The 16,708-nt window shown below is 68.8% G+C and carries 22 protein-coding genes and 3 pseudogenes; 18 read left to right on the top strand and 7 right to left on the bottom strand.

What is annotated here, in order from left to right; translation table 11 throughout:
• Positions 1 to 5 precede the first annotated feature (5 nt).
• On the top strand, positions 6 to 599 hold the full coding sequence (locus G4G29_RS16470) for a hypothetical protein (protein WP_244632613.1): 594 nt from the start codon (positions 6 to 8) through the stop codon (positions 597 to 599).
• Positions 596 to 817: a PaaX family transcriptional regulator C-terminal domain-containing protein gene (locus G4G29_RS22670; protein ID WP_345941186.1), complete on the top strand. Its 222-nt coding sequence runs from the start codon at positions 596 to 598 to the stop codon at positions 815 to 817. Before G4G29_RS16470 ends, G4G29_RS22670 begins: the two co-directional genes overlap by 4 nt.
• Here G4G29_RS22670 and G4G29_RS16475 read toward each other — a convergent pair.
• On the bottom strand, positions 814 to 1,308 hold the full coding sequence (locus G4G29_RS16475; RefSeq protein ID WP_183150847.1) for an FBP domain-containing protein: 495 nt from the start codon (positions 1,306 to 1,308) through the stop codon (positions 814 to 816). The two genes, G4G29_RS22670 and G4G29_RS16475, sit on opposite strands and share 4 nt — an antisense overlap.
• Before the next feature lie 294 nt (positions 1,309 to 1,602).
• Here G4G29_RS16475 and G4G29_RS16480 point away from each other — a divergent pair, with 294 nt between their 5' ends.
• The 3 genes from G4G29_RS16480 to G4G29_RS16490 all read left to right on the top strand — a co-directional run bounded on the left by G4G29_RS16480 (position 1,603) and on the right by G4G29_RS16490 (position 2,784).
• A complete protein-coding gene (locus tag G4G29_RS16480) occupies positions 1,603 to 2,046 on the top strand; it encodes a hypothetical protein (RefSeq protein WP_244632119.1) in 444 nt (147 codons plus the stop codon).
• Positions 2,047 to 2,085: 39 nt separating this feature from the next.
• On the top strand, positions 2,086 to 2,403 hold the full coding sequence (locus G4G29_RS22675) for a hypothetical protein (RefSeq protein WP_244632120.1): 318 nt from the start codon (positions 2,086 to 2,088) through the stop codon (positions 2,401 to 2,403).
• Positions 2,404 to 2,574: 171 nt separating this feature from the next.
• Complete coding sequence (locus G4G29_RS16490) at positions 2,575 to 2,784, top strand: CsbD family protein (protein WP_183150849.1); 210 nt, start codon at positions 2,575 to 2,577, stop codon at positions 2,782 to 2,784.
• 78 nt (positions 2,785 to 2,862) lie between these two features.
• On the opposite strand, the gene G4G29_RS16495 is transcribed toward G4G29_RS16490, so the two are convergent.
• A complete protein-coding gene (locus tag G4G29_RS16495; RefSeq protein WP_017201713.1) occupies positions 2,863 to 3,027 on the bottom strand; it encodes a hypothetical protein in 165 nt (54 codons plus the stop codon).
• 120 nt (positions 3,028 to 3,147) lie between these two features.
• Between G4G29_RS16495 and G4G29_RS16500 the strand changes: the two genes are divergently transcribed.
• From G4G29_RS16500 to G4G29_RS16530, 8 genes and pseudogenes are all read left to right on the top strand, one after another.
• Positions 3,148 to 3,414, top strand: a complete 267-nt coding sequence (locus G4G29_RS16500) for a Rho termination factor N-terminal domain-containing protein (RefSeq protein ID WP_183150850.1) — start codon at positions 3,148 to 3,150, stop codon at positions 3,412 to 3,414.
• Positions 3,415 to 3,422: 8 nt separating this feature from the next.
• A complete protein-coding gene (locus G4G29_RS16505; protein WP_244632121.1) occupies positions 3,423 to 4,328 on the top strand; it encodes a YbdK family carboxylate-amine ligase in 906 nt (301 codons plus the stop codon).
• Positions 4,325 to 4,552: a hypothetical protein gene (locus G4G29_RS22680; protein WP_244632122.1), complete on the top strand. Its 228-nt coding sequence runs from the start codon at positions 4,325 to 4,327 to the stop codon at positions 4,550 to 4,552. The genes G4G29_RS16505 and G4G29_RS22680 overlap by 4 nt, the downstream gene beginning before the upstream one ends.
• A gap of 41 nt (positions 4,553 to 4,593) precedes the next feature.
• Positions 4,594 to 5,991: an MFS transporter gene (locus G4G29_RS16510; RefSeq protein WP_183150851.1), complete on the top strand. Its 1,398-nt coding sequence runs from the start codon at positions 4,594 to 4,596 to the stop codon at positions 5,989 to 5,991.
• Positions 5,992 to 6,063: 72 nt separating this feature from the next.
• A pseudogene (locus G4G29_RS16515) lies at positions 6,064 to 6,743 on the top strand (DUF899 family protein).
• Positions 6,668 to 7,555 (top strand): endo alpha-1,4 polygalactosaminidase, encoded by an 888-nt coding sequence (locus tag G4G29_RS16520; protein WP_345941102.1) that lies wholly within the window; start codon positions 6,668 to 6,670, stop codon positions 7,553 to 7,555. Before G4G29_RS16515 ends, G4G29_RS16520 begins: the two are co-directional and overlap by 76 nt.
• 113 nt (positions 7,556 to 7,668) lie before the next feature.
• A pseudogene (locus G4G29_RS16525) lies at positions 7,669 to 8,720 on the top strand (iron-containing redox enzyme family protein).
• A complete protein-coding gene (locus tag G4G29_RS16530) occupies positions 8,717 to 8,920 on the top strand; it encodes a CDGSH iron-sulfur domain-containing protein (RefSeq protein WP_183150852.1) in 204 nt (67 codons plus the stop codon). Before G4G29_RS16525 ends, G4G29_RS16530 begins: the two are co-directional and overlap by 4 nt.
• A gap of 36 nt (positions 8,921 to 8,956) precedes the next feature.
• Here G4G29_RS16530 and G4G29_RS16535 read toward each other — a convergent pair whose 3' ends face one another.
• The 5 genes from G4G29_RS16535 to G4G29_RS22685 all read right to left on the bottom strand — a co-directional run bounded on the left by G4G29_RS16535 (position 8,957) and on the right by G4G29_RS22685 (position 13,287).
• On the bottom strand, positions 8,957 to 9,769 hold the full coding sequence (locus tag G4G29_RS16535) for an ABC transporter permease (protein ID WP_183150853.1): 813 nt from the start codon (positions 9,767 to 9,769) through the stop codon (positions 8,957 to 8,959).
• Positions 9,770 to 9,776: 7 nt separating this feature from the next.
• Positions 9,777 to 10,604, bottom strand: a complete 828-nt coding sequence (locus tag G4G29_RS16540) for an ABC transporter permease (RefSeq protein ID WP_183150854.1) — start codon at positions 10,602 to 10,604, stop codon at positions 9,777 to 9,779.
• A gap of 74 nt (positions 10,605 to 10,678) precedes the next feature.
• On the bottom strand, positions 10,679 to 11,863 hold the full coding sequence (locus tag G4G29_RS16545) for an extracellular solute-binding protein (protein WP_183150855.1): 1,185 nt from the start codon (positions 11,861 to 11,863) through the stop codon (positions 10,679 to 10,681).
• 65 nt (positions 11,864 to 11,928) lie between these two features.
• Positions 11,929 to 12,999 (bottom strand): ABC transporter ATP-binding protein, encoded by a 1,071-nt coding sequence (locus tag G4G29_RS16550; protein ID WP_183150856.1) that lies wholly within the window; start codon positions 12,997 to 12,999, stop codon positions 11,929 to 11,931.
• Between the two features lie 36 nt (positions 13,000 to 13,035).
• A complete protein-coding gene (locus G4G29_RS22685) occupies positions 13,036 to 13,287 on the bottom strand; it encodes a hypothetical protein (protein ID WP_244632123.1) in 252 nt (83 codons plus the stop codon).
• Here G4G29_RS22685 and G4G29_RS22690 point away from each other — a divergent pair.
• From G4G29_RS22690 to G4G29_RS16570, 5 genes and pseudogenes are all read left to right on the top strand, one after another.
• Positions 13,273 to 13,353 (top strand): annotated as a pseudogene (locus G4G29_RS22690) (FadR family transcriptional regulator); the annotation flags it as partial. The gene G4G29_RS22685 and the pseudogene G4G29_RS22690 overlap by 15 nt on opposite strands.
• Positions 13,354 to 13,902, top strand: coding sequence for an FCD domain-containing protein (locus G4G29_RS16555; RefSeq protein ID WP_244632124.1), 549 nt, complete (start codon positions 13,354 to 13,356; stop codon positions 13,900 to 13,902).
• 38 nt (positions 13,903 to 13,940) lie between these two features.
• Positions 13,941 to 14,648, top strand: coding sequence for a cache domain-containing protein (locus G4G29_RS16560; protein WP_183150857.1), 708 nt, complete (start codon positions 13,941 to 13,943; stop codon positions 14,646 to 14,648).
• A 51-nt stretch (positions 14,649 to 14,699) separates the two neighbouring features.
• Entirely contained in the window at positions 14,700 to 15,485 is a 786-nt protein-coding gene (locus G4G29_RS16565; protein ID WP_183150858.1) for a DNA/RNA non-specific endonuclease, read from the top strand.
• A 103-nt stretch (positions 15,486 to 15,588) separates the two neighbouring features.
• Positions 15,589 to 16,692 carry a GntR family transcriptional regulator gene (locus G4G29_RS16570; RefSeq protein WP_183150859.1) on the top strand — a complete coding sequence of 368 codons (1,104 nt, stop codon included), beginning with the start codon at positions 15,589 to 15,591 and terminating at the stop codon, positions 16,690 to 16,692.
• Positions 16,693 to 16,708 lie beyond the last annotated feature (16 nt).

The raw sequence follows: 16,708 nt of genomic DNA on the forward strand, positions 1-16,708 counted from the left end.
CGACCGTGCTGGACGACATCGATGCACGGCCCGGCAGCACCGCGTCGCTGCTGCGCACCCTGGTCGGCCTCTTCCTCCGGCCGCTCGGCGGATGGATCTCCGCGGCCGATCTGGTCGCGCTCGCGGGCGACCTCGGCATCGAATCGGCTGCGGCACGCACCGGCATCGCCCGACTGAAGCAGAAGGGCCTGCTGATCGCCGAACGCTCGGGGCCGATCGGCTATCGGCTCAATCCGGCCGCCATCAGCATGCTGGAGCGGGGCGACAGACGCATCTTCCGGATGCGTGAGATGACGGACGCCGACACCTGGTGCCTGGTCTCCTTCTCGATCCCCGAGAGCGCCAGGAGCATCCGCCACCAGCTGCGTCGACGCCTGCACTGGATCGGCGCAGGGGTCGTGTCACCCGCGCTGTGGATCTGTCCCGGTCACCTGCAGGCGGAGGCTCTGCAGATCCTGGAGGAGCTGGACGCGCGTCGATGGGCGACGCTGTTCCAGGCATCCGCCCCGTCGTCGCTGGCTCCCTCGTCGAGGCCGCGGCGCAGTGGTGGGACCTGGCTGCGCTGCGCGCCGAGCACCTCGCGTTCCAGGAGTCTCTGACGACGCTCCCCGACGATCCGTTCGCCGCGTACGTGCAGCTCATCGATCGCTGGAGGGTGCTGCCCTACACCGACCCGGGGCTTCCTCCCTCGATGCTGCCGGCCGACTGGCCCGGCCGACGCAGCTTCGACGAGTTCGCCCGCCTGTCCGCGCACCTGGCGGGTGCGGCCGAGGAACACGTGCGCGCCCGCGTCGGCGGACGCGCACACGTCGCCTAGATGGCGCGACCGGCGACCTCCGCGAGGAAACCGGCGACGTGCTCCTGCAGTCGCAGGATGCGCAGGTCGCGGGCGAACTCGCGGTCGAAGCCCTGATACGCCAAGGGCGGCAGGATCCGCACGTTGCGGTTGCAGCCGAACTCGGCGCAGGTGAGGACGCCGACGGAGTCGCCCTTGCGGCCCGCCGCGCCGGCCTTGCGCGCCACGAACAGCTGGACGTCGTTGCGGAGCGTGACGTCTTCGCACCACGAGCACTGCGCGCGGGCGATCACCCGCTGCTCCGCCCGCTGCAGGAACACGCCGACCGGAGCGTCGTCGATCCACGTGACGACATAGGCCCGCCGGGGCATCTTCGGGTCGACCCAGCCCAGGAAGTCGAGCCGATCGAAATCGATGTCGGCGAACCCGGCGGGCAGGGTCAGGTCGGAGACCTCCTTGCGGGAGGCGTTGAGGAAGGACGCGCGGATATCGCGCTCGTCGATGGGACGCATGAGAGAGGTGCTTTCGGGGTGAAGCCCACGGAGGGCGAATCGATGGCGGAAGGATCCCGACGCGACGCCGGGTACGACTCGACACCGGCGACGGGGGTCCGCCTCCGGTGAGTCCTCAGCCTCTGTCTGCGGCGCGGGAAGCGCCTGCAGCTCCGCTCTGCGCCCCGAGGGCGCTCATCGACGACAGCACCCGGCGAGCCTACACCCGTTTGTTTCACTCCGTGTCGCCCGGCCTGGGCAGCGGCAGACAGGCGACTTAGTCTTTCCGGAACGTCGAACAAGAAGGAGACCGCCGTGTCCACGCCGCTGAACCGCCCCTCGCCCCTCCCGGTGCGTGAGCGTGCGGCGTGCATGTGCAGCCACGGCGACCGGTGCTCCTCTTTCGCGCCCGGTCACGCGCTGCACCTGATCCAGGCGCGGATCGCCTCGGCGACGCCCGCCGAGTGGGTCGACGCTCTCGTCGAGTCGGCGGACGCTCACACCGGCGACCTCGTCGTGCGCACGCTCGACGGAGACGTCCACGCACTGTGGAACGCCTCCGGCGCCGCACTCGAAGCGGCGCCGGGCACCCCGTCGCACTGCACGGGCGCTACGGGGTCCTCGCGGTCGGACGCACCCAGTTCAACGTCGCCGCCCTCTGACGGCCCCGCGCGGCGAACAGGTCTCGCCGCTCAGGCACCCGCCATCATCATGTTCTTCATCGCCATGCAGGCGTCCATGCACGCCTGGCACGCCTGAGCGCACATCCGGCAGACCTCGCTCATGTCGGCGTGCTCCATGCACTCGTCCATGCAGGTCTGGCACATCGCGATGCAGGCGTCCAGCATCGCCATCATCGACGCCGGGGTCATGCCCTGCATCCGCATCATCGAGCGCATCATCGTGTTGCACATGTCGGCGCAGTTCATGCACGCGGGGGAACAGTCCATCATCTGCGTCGAGCACACCGTACAGGCCTGCTCGCACGCGGCACACGCATCCATGCACGCCTGCATGACCGACATGTCCATCATCTGCATGTCGGGCATCGACTCCATGTTCTTCGACATGGCGCCCATCATCATCGAGTCCATCGCACACCGCTTCCGTGAGTAGAGACCGGCGGGCAGGACCACCCGCCTGGCGCCAGGCTAGTCGCTCGCGGGGACTCGCGTCGATGGGCGGGACGCTGACATGGCCCGCGCCGATTGTCAATCCCGTGGCTGCTTCCGCGCCCGCATGCGAGGGTCGGGATCAGTCGAATCCGACCCATGAGAGGAGCAGGACATGAGTGCTGCAGACGACATCAAGAACGCCGCCGAGAAGGCCTCCGGAAAGGTCAAGGAGGGCGTCGGAAAGCTCACCGACAACGAGCGTCTCGAGGCCGAGGGCCAGGCCGACCAGGTGAAGGCTTCGGCCAAGCAGGCCGGTCAGAACGTGAAGGACGCCGCCGAGAAGACCGGCGACAGCGTGCGCGACGCGTTCGACAAGAAGTAGGCGCCCGGTCCCGGACGCCGAAAGAGGTGAGGCCCGCCGATGGGCGGGCCTCACCTCTTCAGGATCAGACCTTCAGTGTCAGACCTTGCGGCTGCCGCTGATCGCTCGGATCAACCAGGCGATCACGGCGATCGCGAGGAGGACGAGCCCGACCCACAGAAGGAACTGGAGCGACTGCACCAGTCCTCCGGTGATCGCAAGGATCACAGCGACGACGATGACGATGATTAGGAGGATGTTCATCGGTCTTTCCCTTCTTTCGGGGCGCAAGCGCCCGACTGCGGTGACCCAACGGTATCCACGAATGGACATCTCGCAGAGGGGGTTGACTTCCACCCTCCGAGTGCGCGAAAGGACGAGCACATGCCTGGACGACGGAACAATTCGCTGAAGGACCCCGAACTCTACGAAGAGCTGCGCGATGACGGCGCCTCGAAGGAGAAGGCCGCACGCATCTCGAACGCGGCCGCGAAGGAGGGCCGCAGCACGATCGGCCGCCGCGGAGGCGAGCACGGCGACTACGAGGACTGGACCGTTCCCGAGCTGCGCGAACGCGCGAAAGAGCTGGGGCTCACCGGCTACAGCGGCAAGCGGAAGTCCGAGTTGATCTCGGCCCTCAGGAATCACTGAGGCCCCGGATGGCGCGTTTCGGCGTCGAGGAGGAGTTCCTCTTCCTCGATCAGCACTCTCTGGTGCCCGTGACTCTCGCTGCCGGCACTCGGGAGCGCATCACGCGGCTGCGGACCGGCGGCGAGGTGACGCAGGAGTATCTGACCTCCCAGATCGAGTGCCTCACCGAGCCGGTGTCGACGGCCGCCGCCGCCGAGGAGCAACTGCGCCACCTCCGCGGACTCATCGGCTGGCACGCGCAGGAGCAGGAGGCGATCGCCGCGGGAACGGGCACGGCCTTCGCCACCACGCACACCTCGGCCGTCTCGCCGTCCGCTCACTACGACGAGGTCTCGGAGCAACTCGGGCACCTCACCCGCGACCACGAGGTCAACGGACTCCACGTGCACGTCGAGGTGACCGATGACGAGGAACGCGTCCGCGCGCTGAACCGCGTGCGGGGATGGCTGCCGGTCCTGCTCGCCCTCACCGGGAACAGCCCGTTCGCGAGCGGCCGCGACTCCGGGTTCGCCAGCTGGCGCAGCATCCTGATCCGCAGACTCCCGACCTCGTGGTCTCCTCCACGGTTCCACGACTTCGACGACTACTCCACACATGTGCACAGGCTCATCGGCCTCCGCGCGATCACCGAGACCTCCTCGTTGGCCTGGGCCGTGCGGATCTCGGAGCGGTATCCGACCGTCGAGGTGAGGGTGTTCGACGCCCAGCTCACCGCAGAGGACTCCGTGCTCGCCGCGCTCCTCGCACGGGCGCTCGTGCTGACCACGGACCAGCCGCAGACGGACGTCGGCGTCGACGGCATCGACGCCTCGCTGTGGACGGCGGCGCGCCACGGGATGAGCGCCCGGCTGCTCGACCCCGCCACGGGCGAGATCGATGACGCCTGGGCTATCGCCGATCGGATGCGGGGGTGATCGCCCCCGCCCTGCACGAACTCGGAGACGACGACCGGGTCGGCGCCGCGCTCGACCTGCTGCGCGCTCGCGGAACCGGTGCAGAACGGCAACGCCGAGCCCTCGCCGACGAGGGGACCCGCGGACTCGCACGACTTCTTCGTGCGGGCACTCCCGCACCGGACCCGACCCCTCGATCCGACCCGCTCCCGGAACCCCACCAGGAGCCGGTGCCGGCTCCCTGAACCGCGGGCCGTGCGTCCGAGGCCGGGAGTAGTGTCGGCGTGTGCCATCCTTCGCTCCGCTCCAGCGCCTCGTGATCTCGATCGCGGTGCTCGCCTCGTTCGTGACCTTCCTCGACGGCACGGTCGTGAACGTGGCGCTGCCCGCGATCAGCCGCGAGCTCGGCGGCGGCATCACCACGCAGCAGTGGGTGGTCGACGCGTACCTCATCACGCTGAGCGCCTTGATCCTGCTGGCCGGCTCGGTGTCAGACGCCTACGGCCGTGTGCTGGTGATGCGCATCGGACTCATCGCGTTCGGCATCTCGTCCATCGCCGTGGCCGCCGCCTTCGATCCGCTCATGCTGATCGTCGCCCGCGCGGCGCAGGGGGCGGCGGGAGCCTTGCTCGTCCCGAGCTCCCTCGCGCTGATCACGGCGACCATGCGGGCCGATGTGCAGTCCAGGGCGATCGGGGTGTGGACCGCGTTCACCACGGGCGCCCAGCTGGTCGGACCGCTGCTCGGGGGCCTGTTCGTCGACTTCCTCTCTTGGCGGTTCGTGTTCCTCATCAACGTCATCCCGATCGGGGTCACGCTGATGCTCCTCGCCCGGCTCCATCTTCCCGAGCATCCGCGAGGCATCAAGGTCGACTGGTGGAGCGGCGCCCTGTGCGCGATCGGCCTCGGCGCCGTCGTGTTCGCACTGATCGAACAGCCCAACCTCGGCTGGCAGTCACCGGCCATCTGGATCCCCGCGGTCCTGGGCGTCGTGCTGTTCGCGCTCTTCCTGCTGCGTCAGCGGCGCTCGGCGTCGCCGCTCATGCCGCTCTCGCTGTTCCGCGTGCGGGACTTCGGGTGGGGCAACCTCGCCACGCTCTTCGTCTACGCCGCGCTGTCGTTGAACGGCTTCGTGGTCGGCGTCTACCTGCAGCAGGGCGCGGGGCTGAGCGCGACCGCGGCAGGACTCGCGAGCCTCCCCATGACGATCCTCATGATCCTCATCAGCTCGCGCGCCGGACAGTGGGCCGGCAGGTGGGGACCCCGCATCTTCATGACGGTGGGCCCGCTGATCATGGCCGTCGGTGCGCTGATGCTGCTCCTCGTCTCCGCCGACTTCGACTACTGGTGGCAGGTGCTGCCCGCGATGATCGTGATGGGCCTCGGCCTCTCGCTCACCGTCGCCCCGCTGACCGCGGCGATCCTCGGCGCGATCGACGAGAGTCGTTCCGGCATCGCATCCGCCGTGAACAACGCCGTCTCCCGCGTCGCCGGGCTGCTCGTGGTGGCGATGCTGTCGACCATCGTCGGCGGCGCGCTCGATCTCGACGGGTTCCACAACGCCGCGTGGGTCACGGCGGCACTGCTCGTGGTCGGCGGCGTGGTGTCGTGGATCGGCATCCGCAGGAATCCGGCGGAGGCCGTGCCCGCAGACGTGGTCGCCTCGGGGCCGGACACGCATTGACGGTGTCGGTGACCGCGCGCAGACTGGACGCATCCTCGCCCCGCACCCGGAGGTCACCGTGAGCAGCGCAGAATCCACCCTTCCCCCGTCGTCGACGCCGCGACCTGGCGCAGCGAGCTCGACCGGCTGCGCGTGCGCGAGAAGGCCGCGACCAGGGAGCTCGACGCGATCGCGGCACAGCGACGACGGCTGCCGATGGTGGAGCTGCCCGACTACACGCTCGTGGGGGCAGAAGGACCGGTCCGCCTCGCGGACATCTTCGACGGACGTTCGCAGCTCATCGTGTACAACCACATGTGGTCGGACGGCAGCGAGTGGCAGTGCCCCGGCTGCACCGGCTTCACGTCGCAGTTCACACGCCTCGACGTGCTCGAGCGCTACTACGACGCACGCTTCGTGATCGTGACCAACGGTCCGATCGAGGAGGCTCTGGCCTACCGTGAGCGCGTCGGGAATCGGATGGACTGGTACTCGAGCGCCGCGAGCACCTTCGGCGCCGACGTGGACGCACCCCCGAACGCGGGGTTCGGCGTGAACGTCTTCCTGCGCGACGGCGACACCGTGTACCGGACCTGGCACACCGAGGGCCGCGGCACCGAGAGACTCAGTCACCTCCAGGGCCTGGTCGACCTGCTCCCCTTCGGGCGGCAGGAGCAGTGGGAGGACTCCCCGAGGGGTGGCCGCAGCACCCGACCTATGCCCAGGGCATGGGGTCGAAGGAGATCGCGGAGCTGTACGGAGCGAAGAGCTGATCGCGGCGGCACGGGCCGCCCTGCTCTCGTGCGCCGCCGTCGTGCTGGTCGCACTCGGGGGCTGCGCGGCGACCTCGACCATGGACTCCGTCGTGCTTCCGCCCGCCGGTGCCGTGCCCGACTATCAGCTGGGCGGCTCGTACGAACCGGCATCCGAGGTCGGCATCGTCGGGAGAGACCGGAGCGCGGACCCTGCACCGGATGTGTACTCGATCTGCTACGTCAACGGCTTCCAGACCCAGCCGGGCGAGCTCGACACCTGGCCCGAAGACCTGCTGCTCCACCGCGACGGCGAGGTCGTGTTCGACCCGGACTGGCCGGACGAGGCCGTGCTCGACACGGCGAGCCGCGGCGCGCGGGAGCGGATCGCCGACACCGTGACCCCATGGATCGAGGGCTGCGCGGATGCCGGCTTCGACGCGGTCGAGTTCGACAACCTCGACTCGTACACCCGGTCGGCAGGAGCGCTCACCCTCGACGACAACCTGGCGCTGGCCGCGCTGTTCGTCGATGCCGCCCACTCGTCGGGGCTCGCCGCGGGGCAGAAGAACGCCGCAGAAGACGCCGCCGTGCTGCACGAGCGCGCCGGCTTCGACTTCGCGGTCACCGAGGAGTGCGCGGCCTACACGGAGTGCGATGCCTACACCGACGTGTACGGAGACCACGTGATCGACATCGAGTACACCGACGAACTCCCCCGCCCGTTCGCCGAGATGTGCGACGACGACACCTCGCCCGCCTCGATGGTGCTCCGCGACCGCGAACTCGTCACCCCGGAGGACGACGACCACGTGTTCGAGATCTGCCCCTGATCGATCGCGACCGCTGCGTCTCCTGCCCTGCGCAAGCGCGCGCGTCAAGTCCCTGGTTCCGAGTCGACTCTGCCCGCAGGATGAGACTCCACACCGATTTGGGAGCCAGAATCATGACCATCTCCGCCCCGGCGACCACCTCCGCTACGGCCCTCCCGTTCCGCGACAGAGGGCCGGTGAGCCGTGCCATCATCACGCACCTCACAGACGACGATCACGAGGTCACGGACCACACCGCTCTCGCCGCCGACGCCGTCGCGTCGAGTGCCGACATCGTGCGCGACGACGACCTCCAGCTCGCGCTCTTCGTGCTCTACGCCTCGGCCTACGGGTCGCTCCCGCAGCTCGATGCCGACCGGGAGTGGGACCCCGCGCTCCTGGCGACACGGCGTGTGCTCGAGGCCGCCTTCGAGCAGGCTCTGCGCGCGAGCGTGCCGATGCCGGAGCTTCCGGAGCCGACCGTCGACGCCGTCGGCCGCGCCCTCTTCGCTCTCGCCGCGGCTGACACCGGGCCGAGCCTCTCCGCCACGTCGCGCGCAAGGCGACCAGGGAGCAGGCGGAGGAGACGTTCATCCTGCGGTCGGTGTACACGCTGCGGGAGGCGGACCCGCACTCCTGGGCGATTCCGCGCCTGCAGGGCCGGGCGAAGGCCGCGCTCGTGGAGATCCAGGCCGACGAGTACGGCGGAGGACGACCGCAGCGCGTGCATGCCGAGATCTTCGCGAGGGCCATGCGCGGCGCCGGCCTCGACGACACGTACGGAGCCTACGTCGACGACGTGCCCGCGATCACTCTCGCGTCGCACAACATGATGTCGCTGTTCGGCCTCAACCGACGGCTCGTGGGCGCGATCGTCGGTCACCTGGCGGCATACGAGATGACGTCGTCGATCCCGTGCAAGCTGTACGCCGATGGGCTGCGCCGCCTCGGGTTCGGCGACGACGTCACCGAGTACTTCGACGAGCATGTCGAGGCGGACGCGGTGCACGAGCAGATCGCCGCGCGCGACCTCGCCGGCAGCCTCGCCGAGGATCACCCCGACCTGCTCCCCGACATCCTGTTCGGCGCGGCCGCCTGTCTGACGGTCGACGGCTGGGCGGGCGCGCACACGCTGGAGTCCTGGGCGGCTGGCTCCTCGGCACTGCGGCCGCGGGTGTCGTCATGAGCGGCAGGGAGCCGGTGACCATCACACCGTATCCCGACGGTCCTCTGCTGGTGCGGGGCGACGTCGAACTGCGCACCAGCGACGGTGAACCGCTCCCGCCCCACCGACGCACCGTGGCCCTGTGCCGCTGCGGACTCTCGGCGATCAAGCCGTTCTGCGACGGCACCCATAAGGCGGCGGGGTTCCGCACCGACGACTGAGAAGGGGCGCGCTTCCTGCAGATCGCCCCTTCCCCGTCAGTCGCGCTCGTCGACCTCTCTGCCGAGCCGCTGCGAGATCCACACCGGGAGGAAGGACGCGACGATGACGACCGTCGCGACGACGTTGACGACGTTGGCCTCGTTGGGCCTGGCCATCTGGTTCATGATCCACAGCGGGAGGGTGTCGACGCCGGGCGGGGCCGTGAAGATCGTCACGTACACCTCGTCGAAGCTGAGGGCGAAGGCGAGGATGGCGCCGGCGATGAGCGCACTGCGGAACTGCGGCAGCGTCACCAGCACGAACGTCTGCCACGGGCTCGCCCCGAGATCCTTCGACGCCTCCTCGATGCCGGGGTTCATGCGCCGCAGCCGCGCGAGCACGTTGTTGAACACCATGACGATGCAGAACGTGCCGTGGGCGATGATCATCCCGTAGAAGCCGACCTGGATGCCGATCGGCTCGAGCAGCTGGTTGTAGGTGTTGTTCAGGGCGACGCCCGTGACGATGCCGGGCAGGGCGATCGGCAGCACCACCAGGAGGTTCACGGCACGCTGACCGAAGAACGAGTACCGCTGGAGCGCGAACGCCACGAGCGTGCCGAGGATGACCGCGATCACCGTCGCCCCCGCCGCCACGAGGATCGAGTTCAGGAGTGCGGCGCGCACGGGCTCGCTCGTGAAGGCCTTCCCCCACCATTCCAGGGAGAACCCGGCGACCGGCCAGCTCACGATGCGGGCCGCGTTGAAGGAGTTGAGCACCACGAGCGCGAGCGGGATGTACATGAACGCGAGCACGATCGCGACGATGACCCCGAGGACGATCTTGGAGGTGCGGGACAGTCTCAGCATGTGCGACTCACATCCTTTCCAGGGCGCCGGTGCGCTGCACGCTCACCAGGTAGATGACGACGAACGCGATGGGGACCAGCGAGTAGGCGGCCGCCAGCGGAGGGTTGAGGTTGATGTTCGACGCGATCACGCTGCCGATCATCTGCGTGTCCCCTCCGACGAACCGCGCGACCAGGTAATCGCCGAGGCTCAGCGAGAACGTGAAGACCGAACCGGCGATCAGCGCCGGCTTGATGAGCGGGAGCACCACGGCGACGATCGTGCGCCACGAGCCCGCGCCCAGGTCGGCCGATGCATCGAAGAGGTTCGGCGGCACCTGGCGGATCGCCGTATAGACCGGCACCGCCATGTACGGCAGCCACAGGTAGGTCAGGGTGAGCACGACCGTGAAGACCGTGAACCCCGGGCCACTGAGTCCGAACGGAGCGAGCAGCCAGTTCGCGAAGCCCTGCTCGGTGAAAGTGATCCGCATCGCGAGCACCTTGACCAGGTATCCGGCCCACAGCGGAAGCGTGATCGAGACGGCGAGCAGCGCACGCAACCACGGCGAGGCGACCTTCGCCATGAAGATGCCGAGCGGCACGGAGATGAGCACCGCGAGCACCGTGACGGCGAGCGCGATCCCGAGGGTGCGCAGCGACGTCGACAGGTAGGCGGGGTTCACGAAGAGCTGCTCGAAGTTGCGCAGCGTGAAACCGGGCTTCACCTTCGAGGTGAAGGGGTCGGTGATCCAGAAGGCGGTCACCAGGAGCATGACCAGCGAGAAGATGTAGATCCCGATGAGCCAGGTCATCGGAAGAGCGAGGAGCCCGGCGATCCGGAGGCGGCGCTTCATGTCGATCCCGTTCGTGAGTGCGGAAGATCTGCGGGGGCGAGGGGCGGGCCGTGCGACCCGCCCCTCGATACGGCTCAGCCCTTGACCGAGAGCCAGGCGTCGGTCCACTGCTGGAAGTTGGTGCAGGTGACGTCGGTGCGACCGTCGATGCACTGCTCGATCGGCGTCGTCCAGAACCACACGTTCTCGAAGTACTCCTCGTCGGTGGCGTTGAAGTAGTCGCAGTGCGCCTTCGCCTCGTCGCTGGTCTCGCAGAACGCGGCGTTCGCCGGCGCCATGCCGAAGTTCATCGCGATCGCGCCGTTCACCTCGGGCGAGGAGGAGTAGTCCATCCACGCGTACGCGCAGTTCGGGTTCTTCGACTCGGTCGCCAGCATCCAGGCGTCCGACCATCCCGTCGAGCCCTCCTCGGGAAGGATGCTCTTGAACTTGTCGTCCTCGGTCAGCTTGCGCAGCACCTCCCAGGAGGTGCCGAGAACCGAGGTACCGCCGGCGAACGAGGTGATCTGCGCCGCGGGGTCGGACCAGTACTCCGAGACGAGGTCGTTCTGCTGCTTGAGCAGGTCGACGGCCGCGGCCAGCTGCTCCTCGTCGAGCGCATACGGGTTCGTGATGCCGAGGTCGGGCTCGTGCGCCATCAGGTACACCGCAGCGTCGGCGATGTAGATGGGCGCGTCATAGGCGATGACCTTGCCCGCGTAAGGGCTGTCCTTCTCCCACGCGACGTCCCAGCTCGTGGGCTCCTCGGTCACGACCTCGCTGTTGTACTGCAGGATGTTCGCGCCGCGTCCGATCGGGATGCCATAGGACTTGCCGTTGATGGTGTCGTAGATCTGTCCCTTCATGCCCTCGACGATGTCGTCGCCGAAGTTCGGGATGAGCTCGAGGTTCAGCGGCTGCACGTCGCCACCGGCGATCAGGCGGAGGCTGGCGTCGCCGGATGCCGAGACCAGGTCGTAGTCCCCGGTGCGCATGAGCTGCACCATCTCGTCGCTCGTGCCCGCGACACGGCGGTTCACGACGCACCCCGTCTCTGCGGTGAACGCATCGCTCCAGGCCGGTTCGACGAACCCGCTCCAGGCGACGATGTTGACCTCGCCCTCGTTGTCGCCGAGCTCCTCCATCATCGCGATGTCGGGGACGTCGATCTGGAGCTCGCCGGAGCCCTCCGAGGTGGTGTCTTCGCTGCCGGAACAGCCGGACAGTGCCAGGACGGCGACGGCCGCCATCGCCGTGGTGGCCAGGATCTTCTTACGCATGGATCGCTCCTTCGTGATCGGTGCTGCGGGGTGCTTCTTCAGGGGTTCGGGTGCTGCGGTGTGTTTCAGGGAAGCCGCGCCGCGTGGTCCGGAGACCAGACGGCGCGGACGCGGTGCCCTCGGCCGAGGTCGTCCTCGGCGGAGTGTCGGGAGTTGGGTCGTTCGGCGATGAGGTCGATGCCCGCCTCGGTCGAGACCAGGTAGCGCGTGGCCGGTCCGGTGTAGACGACCTCGCTGACGGTGCCGGCGAGCGACACCTCGCCGGTGGCCGCAGGCGCATCCGCACCCGTCAGCCGCATCCGCTCGGGACGCACGCTCATGGTGCGACGGTCCCCGGTGAGGCTTTCGGCGAGGTCTCCGCCGATCAGGTTCGACAGGCCGAGGAACCGGGCGACGAACTCGGTCTGCGGACGCTCGTATACGTCGCGCGCGGTGCCGATCTGCTCGATGCGGCCGCCGTTGAACACCGCCACCCTGTCGCTCAGGGTCAGCGCCTCCTCCTGGTCGTGCGTCACGAAGATGAAGGTGATGCCGACTTCGCGCTGGATCTGCTTGAGCTCGATCTGCATCTGTTCCCGCAACTGCTTGTCGAGCGCACCCAGCGGTTCGTCGAGCAGCAGCACCTGGGGGCGGAGGATGAGCGCACGGGCCAGAGCGATGCGCTGGCGCTGGCCGCCGGAGAGCTGATGCGGCAGGCGGTCGGCGACGTGGTCGAGGCGCACCTGCTCGAGTGCCGTGTGCACTCGAGCGGCACGGGCGCTCTTGCCTTCACCGCGCACGCGCAGGCCGTAGCCGACGTTGTCGGCGATGGTCAGATGCGGGAAGAGGGCGTAGTCCTGGAAGACGGTGTTCACCGGCCGGGCGTGCGGGGGCGTGCGGGTCACGTCGACCCCGGAGAGGTGGATGCTGCCGCGGGTGACGTCTTCGAAGCCGGCGATCATGCGCAGCACGGTCGTCTTGCCGGAGCCCGAGGGGCCGAGCATCGACAGGAACTCCCCGGAGGCGACATCGAGGTCGAGCTCGCGCACGGCGGTGAACTCGCCGAACGCCTTCGTGACTCCGCGGAGGGTCACCGTCCCGTCCGGACGGGCGGCGTCGGGGGATGCTGCGGGTGCTGCGGGGGCCGTGGCGATCATGTCGCGCTCCTCGGATCGTCGTCGAACTCGGAAGATTCACCAAAACATATAAACCCAGAGGTAATATGTCAACAACGACTTTCTTGGGTATCGTGATCGAGGAAGGGAGAATCGCAGCATGGCATCGAGCACCACGACGCATCCGACGCACGCTTCTGCCACCCCCTCCCCGACCCCGAGCACCAGCAGCCGCACCGACTCCAGGGCGCGCTGTTCCAGCCGATCGGCGACGAGGGCAGGGCCGAACTCGTCGAGCGCCGACTGGTCGATGCGATCACGCGTGGCCACCTCCGTGCCGGCGAGCGGCTCCCCTCCGAGGCCGACCTCAGCAAGAGCCTCGGAGTCGCTCCGACCGTGCGCGAGGCGCTGCTCGCGTTGCGCGGTCGCGGCCTCGTCGTCACCCGTCGCGGGCGCAACGGCGGCAGCTTCGTCGCCGCACACGCCGACCCGCTGACGTTCGCGCGGGAGGCCGTGCGGCGCACCTCACGCCTGGCGCTGCGCGACCTCGGCGCGCACTACGCCGCCATCACCGGCGCGTGCGTCCGGCTCGCCGCTCGGCGCGCCGACCCCAGCGAGACGCAGCGGGTGCGGCGGCGCATGGAGCACATCGAGGAGCTCGACGCCGAAGCGCAGCGCCGCCTCCTCGACGACGTGCAGATCGAGATCGTCGCGCTGAGCCAGTCGGCCCGTCTCACCCGGGAACAGATGAAGCTGCAGGCGGAGCTCTCGCCGTTCCTGCGCCTGGTCGCGCACGAGACCGAGAACCTTCGGCGGCAGGGCGCCCACCTGGCCGCCGTGATCGACGCCGTCGAGGCCGCCGACCCCGATGCCGCCGGAGCGAGGACCGAACTCATGGTCGCCGAGACCATCGACGCCCTGATCCGCATCCAAGCGACCGGCTAGACCCCCAGGACCCGCATCGACGTGCACAGGAGGACGCGATGAATGCCGCAACAGACACCACCCTCAACGCCGCAGCCGCGATCGTGGAGGACTACTTCTCCACGCCCGTCCGCGCCCTGGTCGACTGGGTGGAGCCCTTCGCCGCCCAGGTCTCCGACGCGCGTTCCGGGGGCCCGCTGACGCGCTCGAAGATCGACGCGCTCGTGCAGCCGCACGCACTGAAGACGCTCGCACTCCCCGGAGTGCCCGTGTACGGATCGGGGTTCATCGCAGCCATCGACCTGCTCTCCGATGCGCACAGCCACCTCGCCTGGTGGCAGGGCGAGGATCGGCGACAGCTCGTGCTCGCGTCGCAGTCGCTCAACAAGGAGAACATCGACTACAGCGCGCTCGAGTGGTTCCGGGTGCCGATGGCGACGGGCGACCCGCACGTCGCGGGACCCTACGTGGACTACCTGTGCAGCGACGAGTACACGATCACCATCGCGGTGCCCGCCGAGGTCGACGGCTTCCGCATCGGGGTCGCCGGGCTCGACCTGCTGGTGTCGGCCGTCGAACAGGACCTGACGCACCGCTTCGCCGCCCTCGGGAGCGAGGTGACCCTGACGAACGGCGTCGGTCGCGTCGTCGTGTCGACCGATCCCCGTTGGGCGACCGGCGACTCGGTGCGCGGCAGCGGACTCGCCGAACTGCCGCGCGTCGCGTGCGCGGGTGTCGCGCTCGACGTCATCGTCGATCCGGGGTGAGCGAGGCGGAGTGAGGATGCGGACGTCGGAGACCCCGGGCACCATGGGAGCATGACCGACGGCTACGACCCGGACTTCCTCGAGACGACACTGCCGCTCCCCCAGCCCTCGCAGCCGGTACGGGCGCTCCCCTACCCTCGGTTCAGCGTGCTGTTGGATCCGGTGCGCCGGCTCGCGGCCGTGACCGCGGTCAACATCGACGGCGCCCTTCTTCGCGACCTGCCGCGCACCGGCGAGTGGCGCCTCGACGAGCGCGCTCCGGCCGAGGAGCAGACCGGGCCGGCGGTGTATGCCGGGAACGACCTCGACCGCGGTCACCTCGTGCGCCGGCGCGACCCGGGGTGGGGCGAGGTCGCCGAAGCCGGGGCTGCGAGCCGGGCGACTTTCTTCTACCCCAACGCCGCACCGCAGGCGGCCGACTTTAACCAGTCGAAGGAGCTCTGGCTCGGCCTCGAAGACCACGTGCTCGCCTACGCCGAGGCGACGGATCAGCGCCTGTCGGTGTTCACGGCTCCGGTGCTCGCCGATGCCGACCCGCCCTATCGGGGCATCCGCATCCCGCTCCGGTTCTGGAAGATCGCCGCCTGGCACGCAGCCGACGGCCTCGCCGCTGCGGGCTTCGTGCTCGATCAGTCCGACCTGGTCGACGTGCGCGAGACGACTCTCGCGATCCCTCCCCTCGGGTCGTTCCGCACGTTCCAGGTGCCGATCGCCGACGTCGCCGCCCTGACCGGCATCGACCTGGGGCCGCTGGTCGACGCGGATGCCCTCGGCGCCCGTGGCGCACGTGACTCCGGATGGCGGGCGCTCGAGTCCTCGGGCGACATCGTGCTGTGACGCAGGTGCGGGCGTGACTCATCGAATCCGCGCGCGAAGAGACAGATCGCGAGTTCGCGCTGTAGATTTAATATAACTATTCGGCGCAGGGGGACGGTCCACAGTGCTCTACAAACAGGTCTACGAGTCGTTGCGAGAAGCGATCACTCAGGGAACCTACCCGGTCGGCGACAAACTGCCTTCCGAGGCCGAGCTCTCGAAGCAGTTCGATGTGAGCCCGATCACCATCAAGCGCGCGCTCGAGCTGCTCCGCACCGACGGCATGATCATGCGCCGCCCCCGCATCGGCACCGTGGTGACGAGTTCGGCCCCCACGATCGCTCGCGCCGGGGCGAATCCGGAGAGCTCGGCGCGTCTGATCGGCTGCGTCCTGACGAGCTTCGACGACACCTTCGGCAACAAGATCATCGAGGGCATCCTCGCGGCTGCCGGCGCCGACACGCACGTCATCATCAAGCGCTCCGGCGGCGATCTGTCCGAGGAGGACGCCTGCATCCGGGCCCTCGTCGACGCGGGCGTCGAGGGGATCATCCTCCTGCCCAGCTCATCGGAGTACATCCCGCCGGCCGCGCTCGAGCTCGTCACGCGACGGTTCCCCGTGGTGATCCTCGACCGCCTCTTCGACGGCATCCCCGTCTCCGCCGTGTGTTCGGACAACCTGGGCGGCGGACGCACGGCGACCGAGCACCTGCTCGGGCTCGGGCACCAGACCGTCGGCTTCGTGAGCTCGGCGAGCCACGTCTCCTCGAGCGACGATCGACGCAACGGGTACATCCACGCGCACGCGACGAATCACCTCCCGCTCGAGAACCGTGCAGAGCTGCACACCATCGGCTCCACCGTCCCCGGGAGCACCGACACCGTCGAAGACGACATCGAGCGTCTGGTCGAATTCGTGCGAGAGCATCCGGACATCACCGGATACGTGGCGGCGGAGTACAACATCGCCCTGATGATGCGCGAGGCCTGCGACCGCATCGGACTGCGCATCCCCGAGGACATCTCCGTGGTCTGCTTCGACCACCCCGACGCCTTCTTCGACACCGGGATCTTCCGCTTCACGCACATCCGTCAGGCGCAGCGCGACCTGGGGATCAAGGGCGTGGAGTCCGTGCAGCGCCAGCTCTCCACACCGCACGCGATCGAGAAGGTCGTCCTGCCGACCGAGCTCGTGCTCGGCGCCTCGACCGCCGCCCCTCGCCCCTGACGCACGATGCCCATCG

Origin of the sequence: Microbacterium sp. Se63.02b (assembly GCF_014171575.1) — a bacterium.
Lineage (GTDB): Bacteria > Actinomycetota > Actinomycetes > Actinomycetales > Microbacteriaceae > Microbacterium.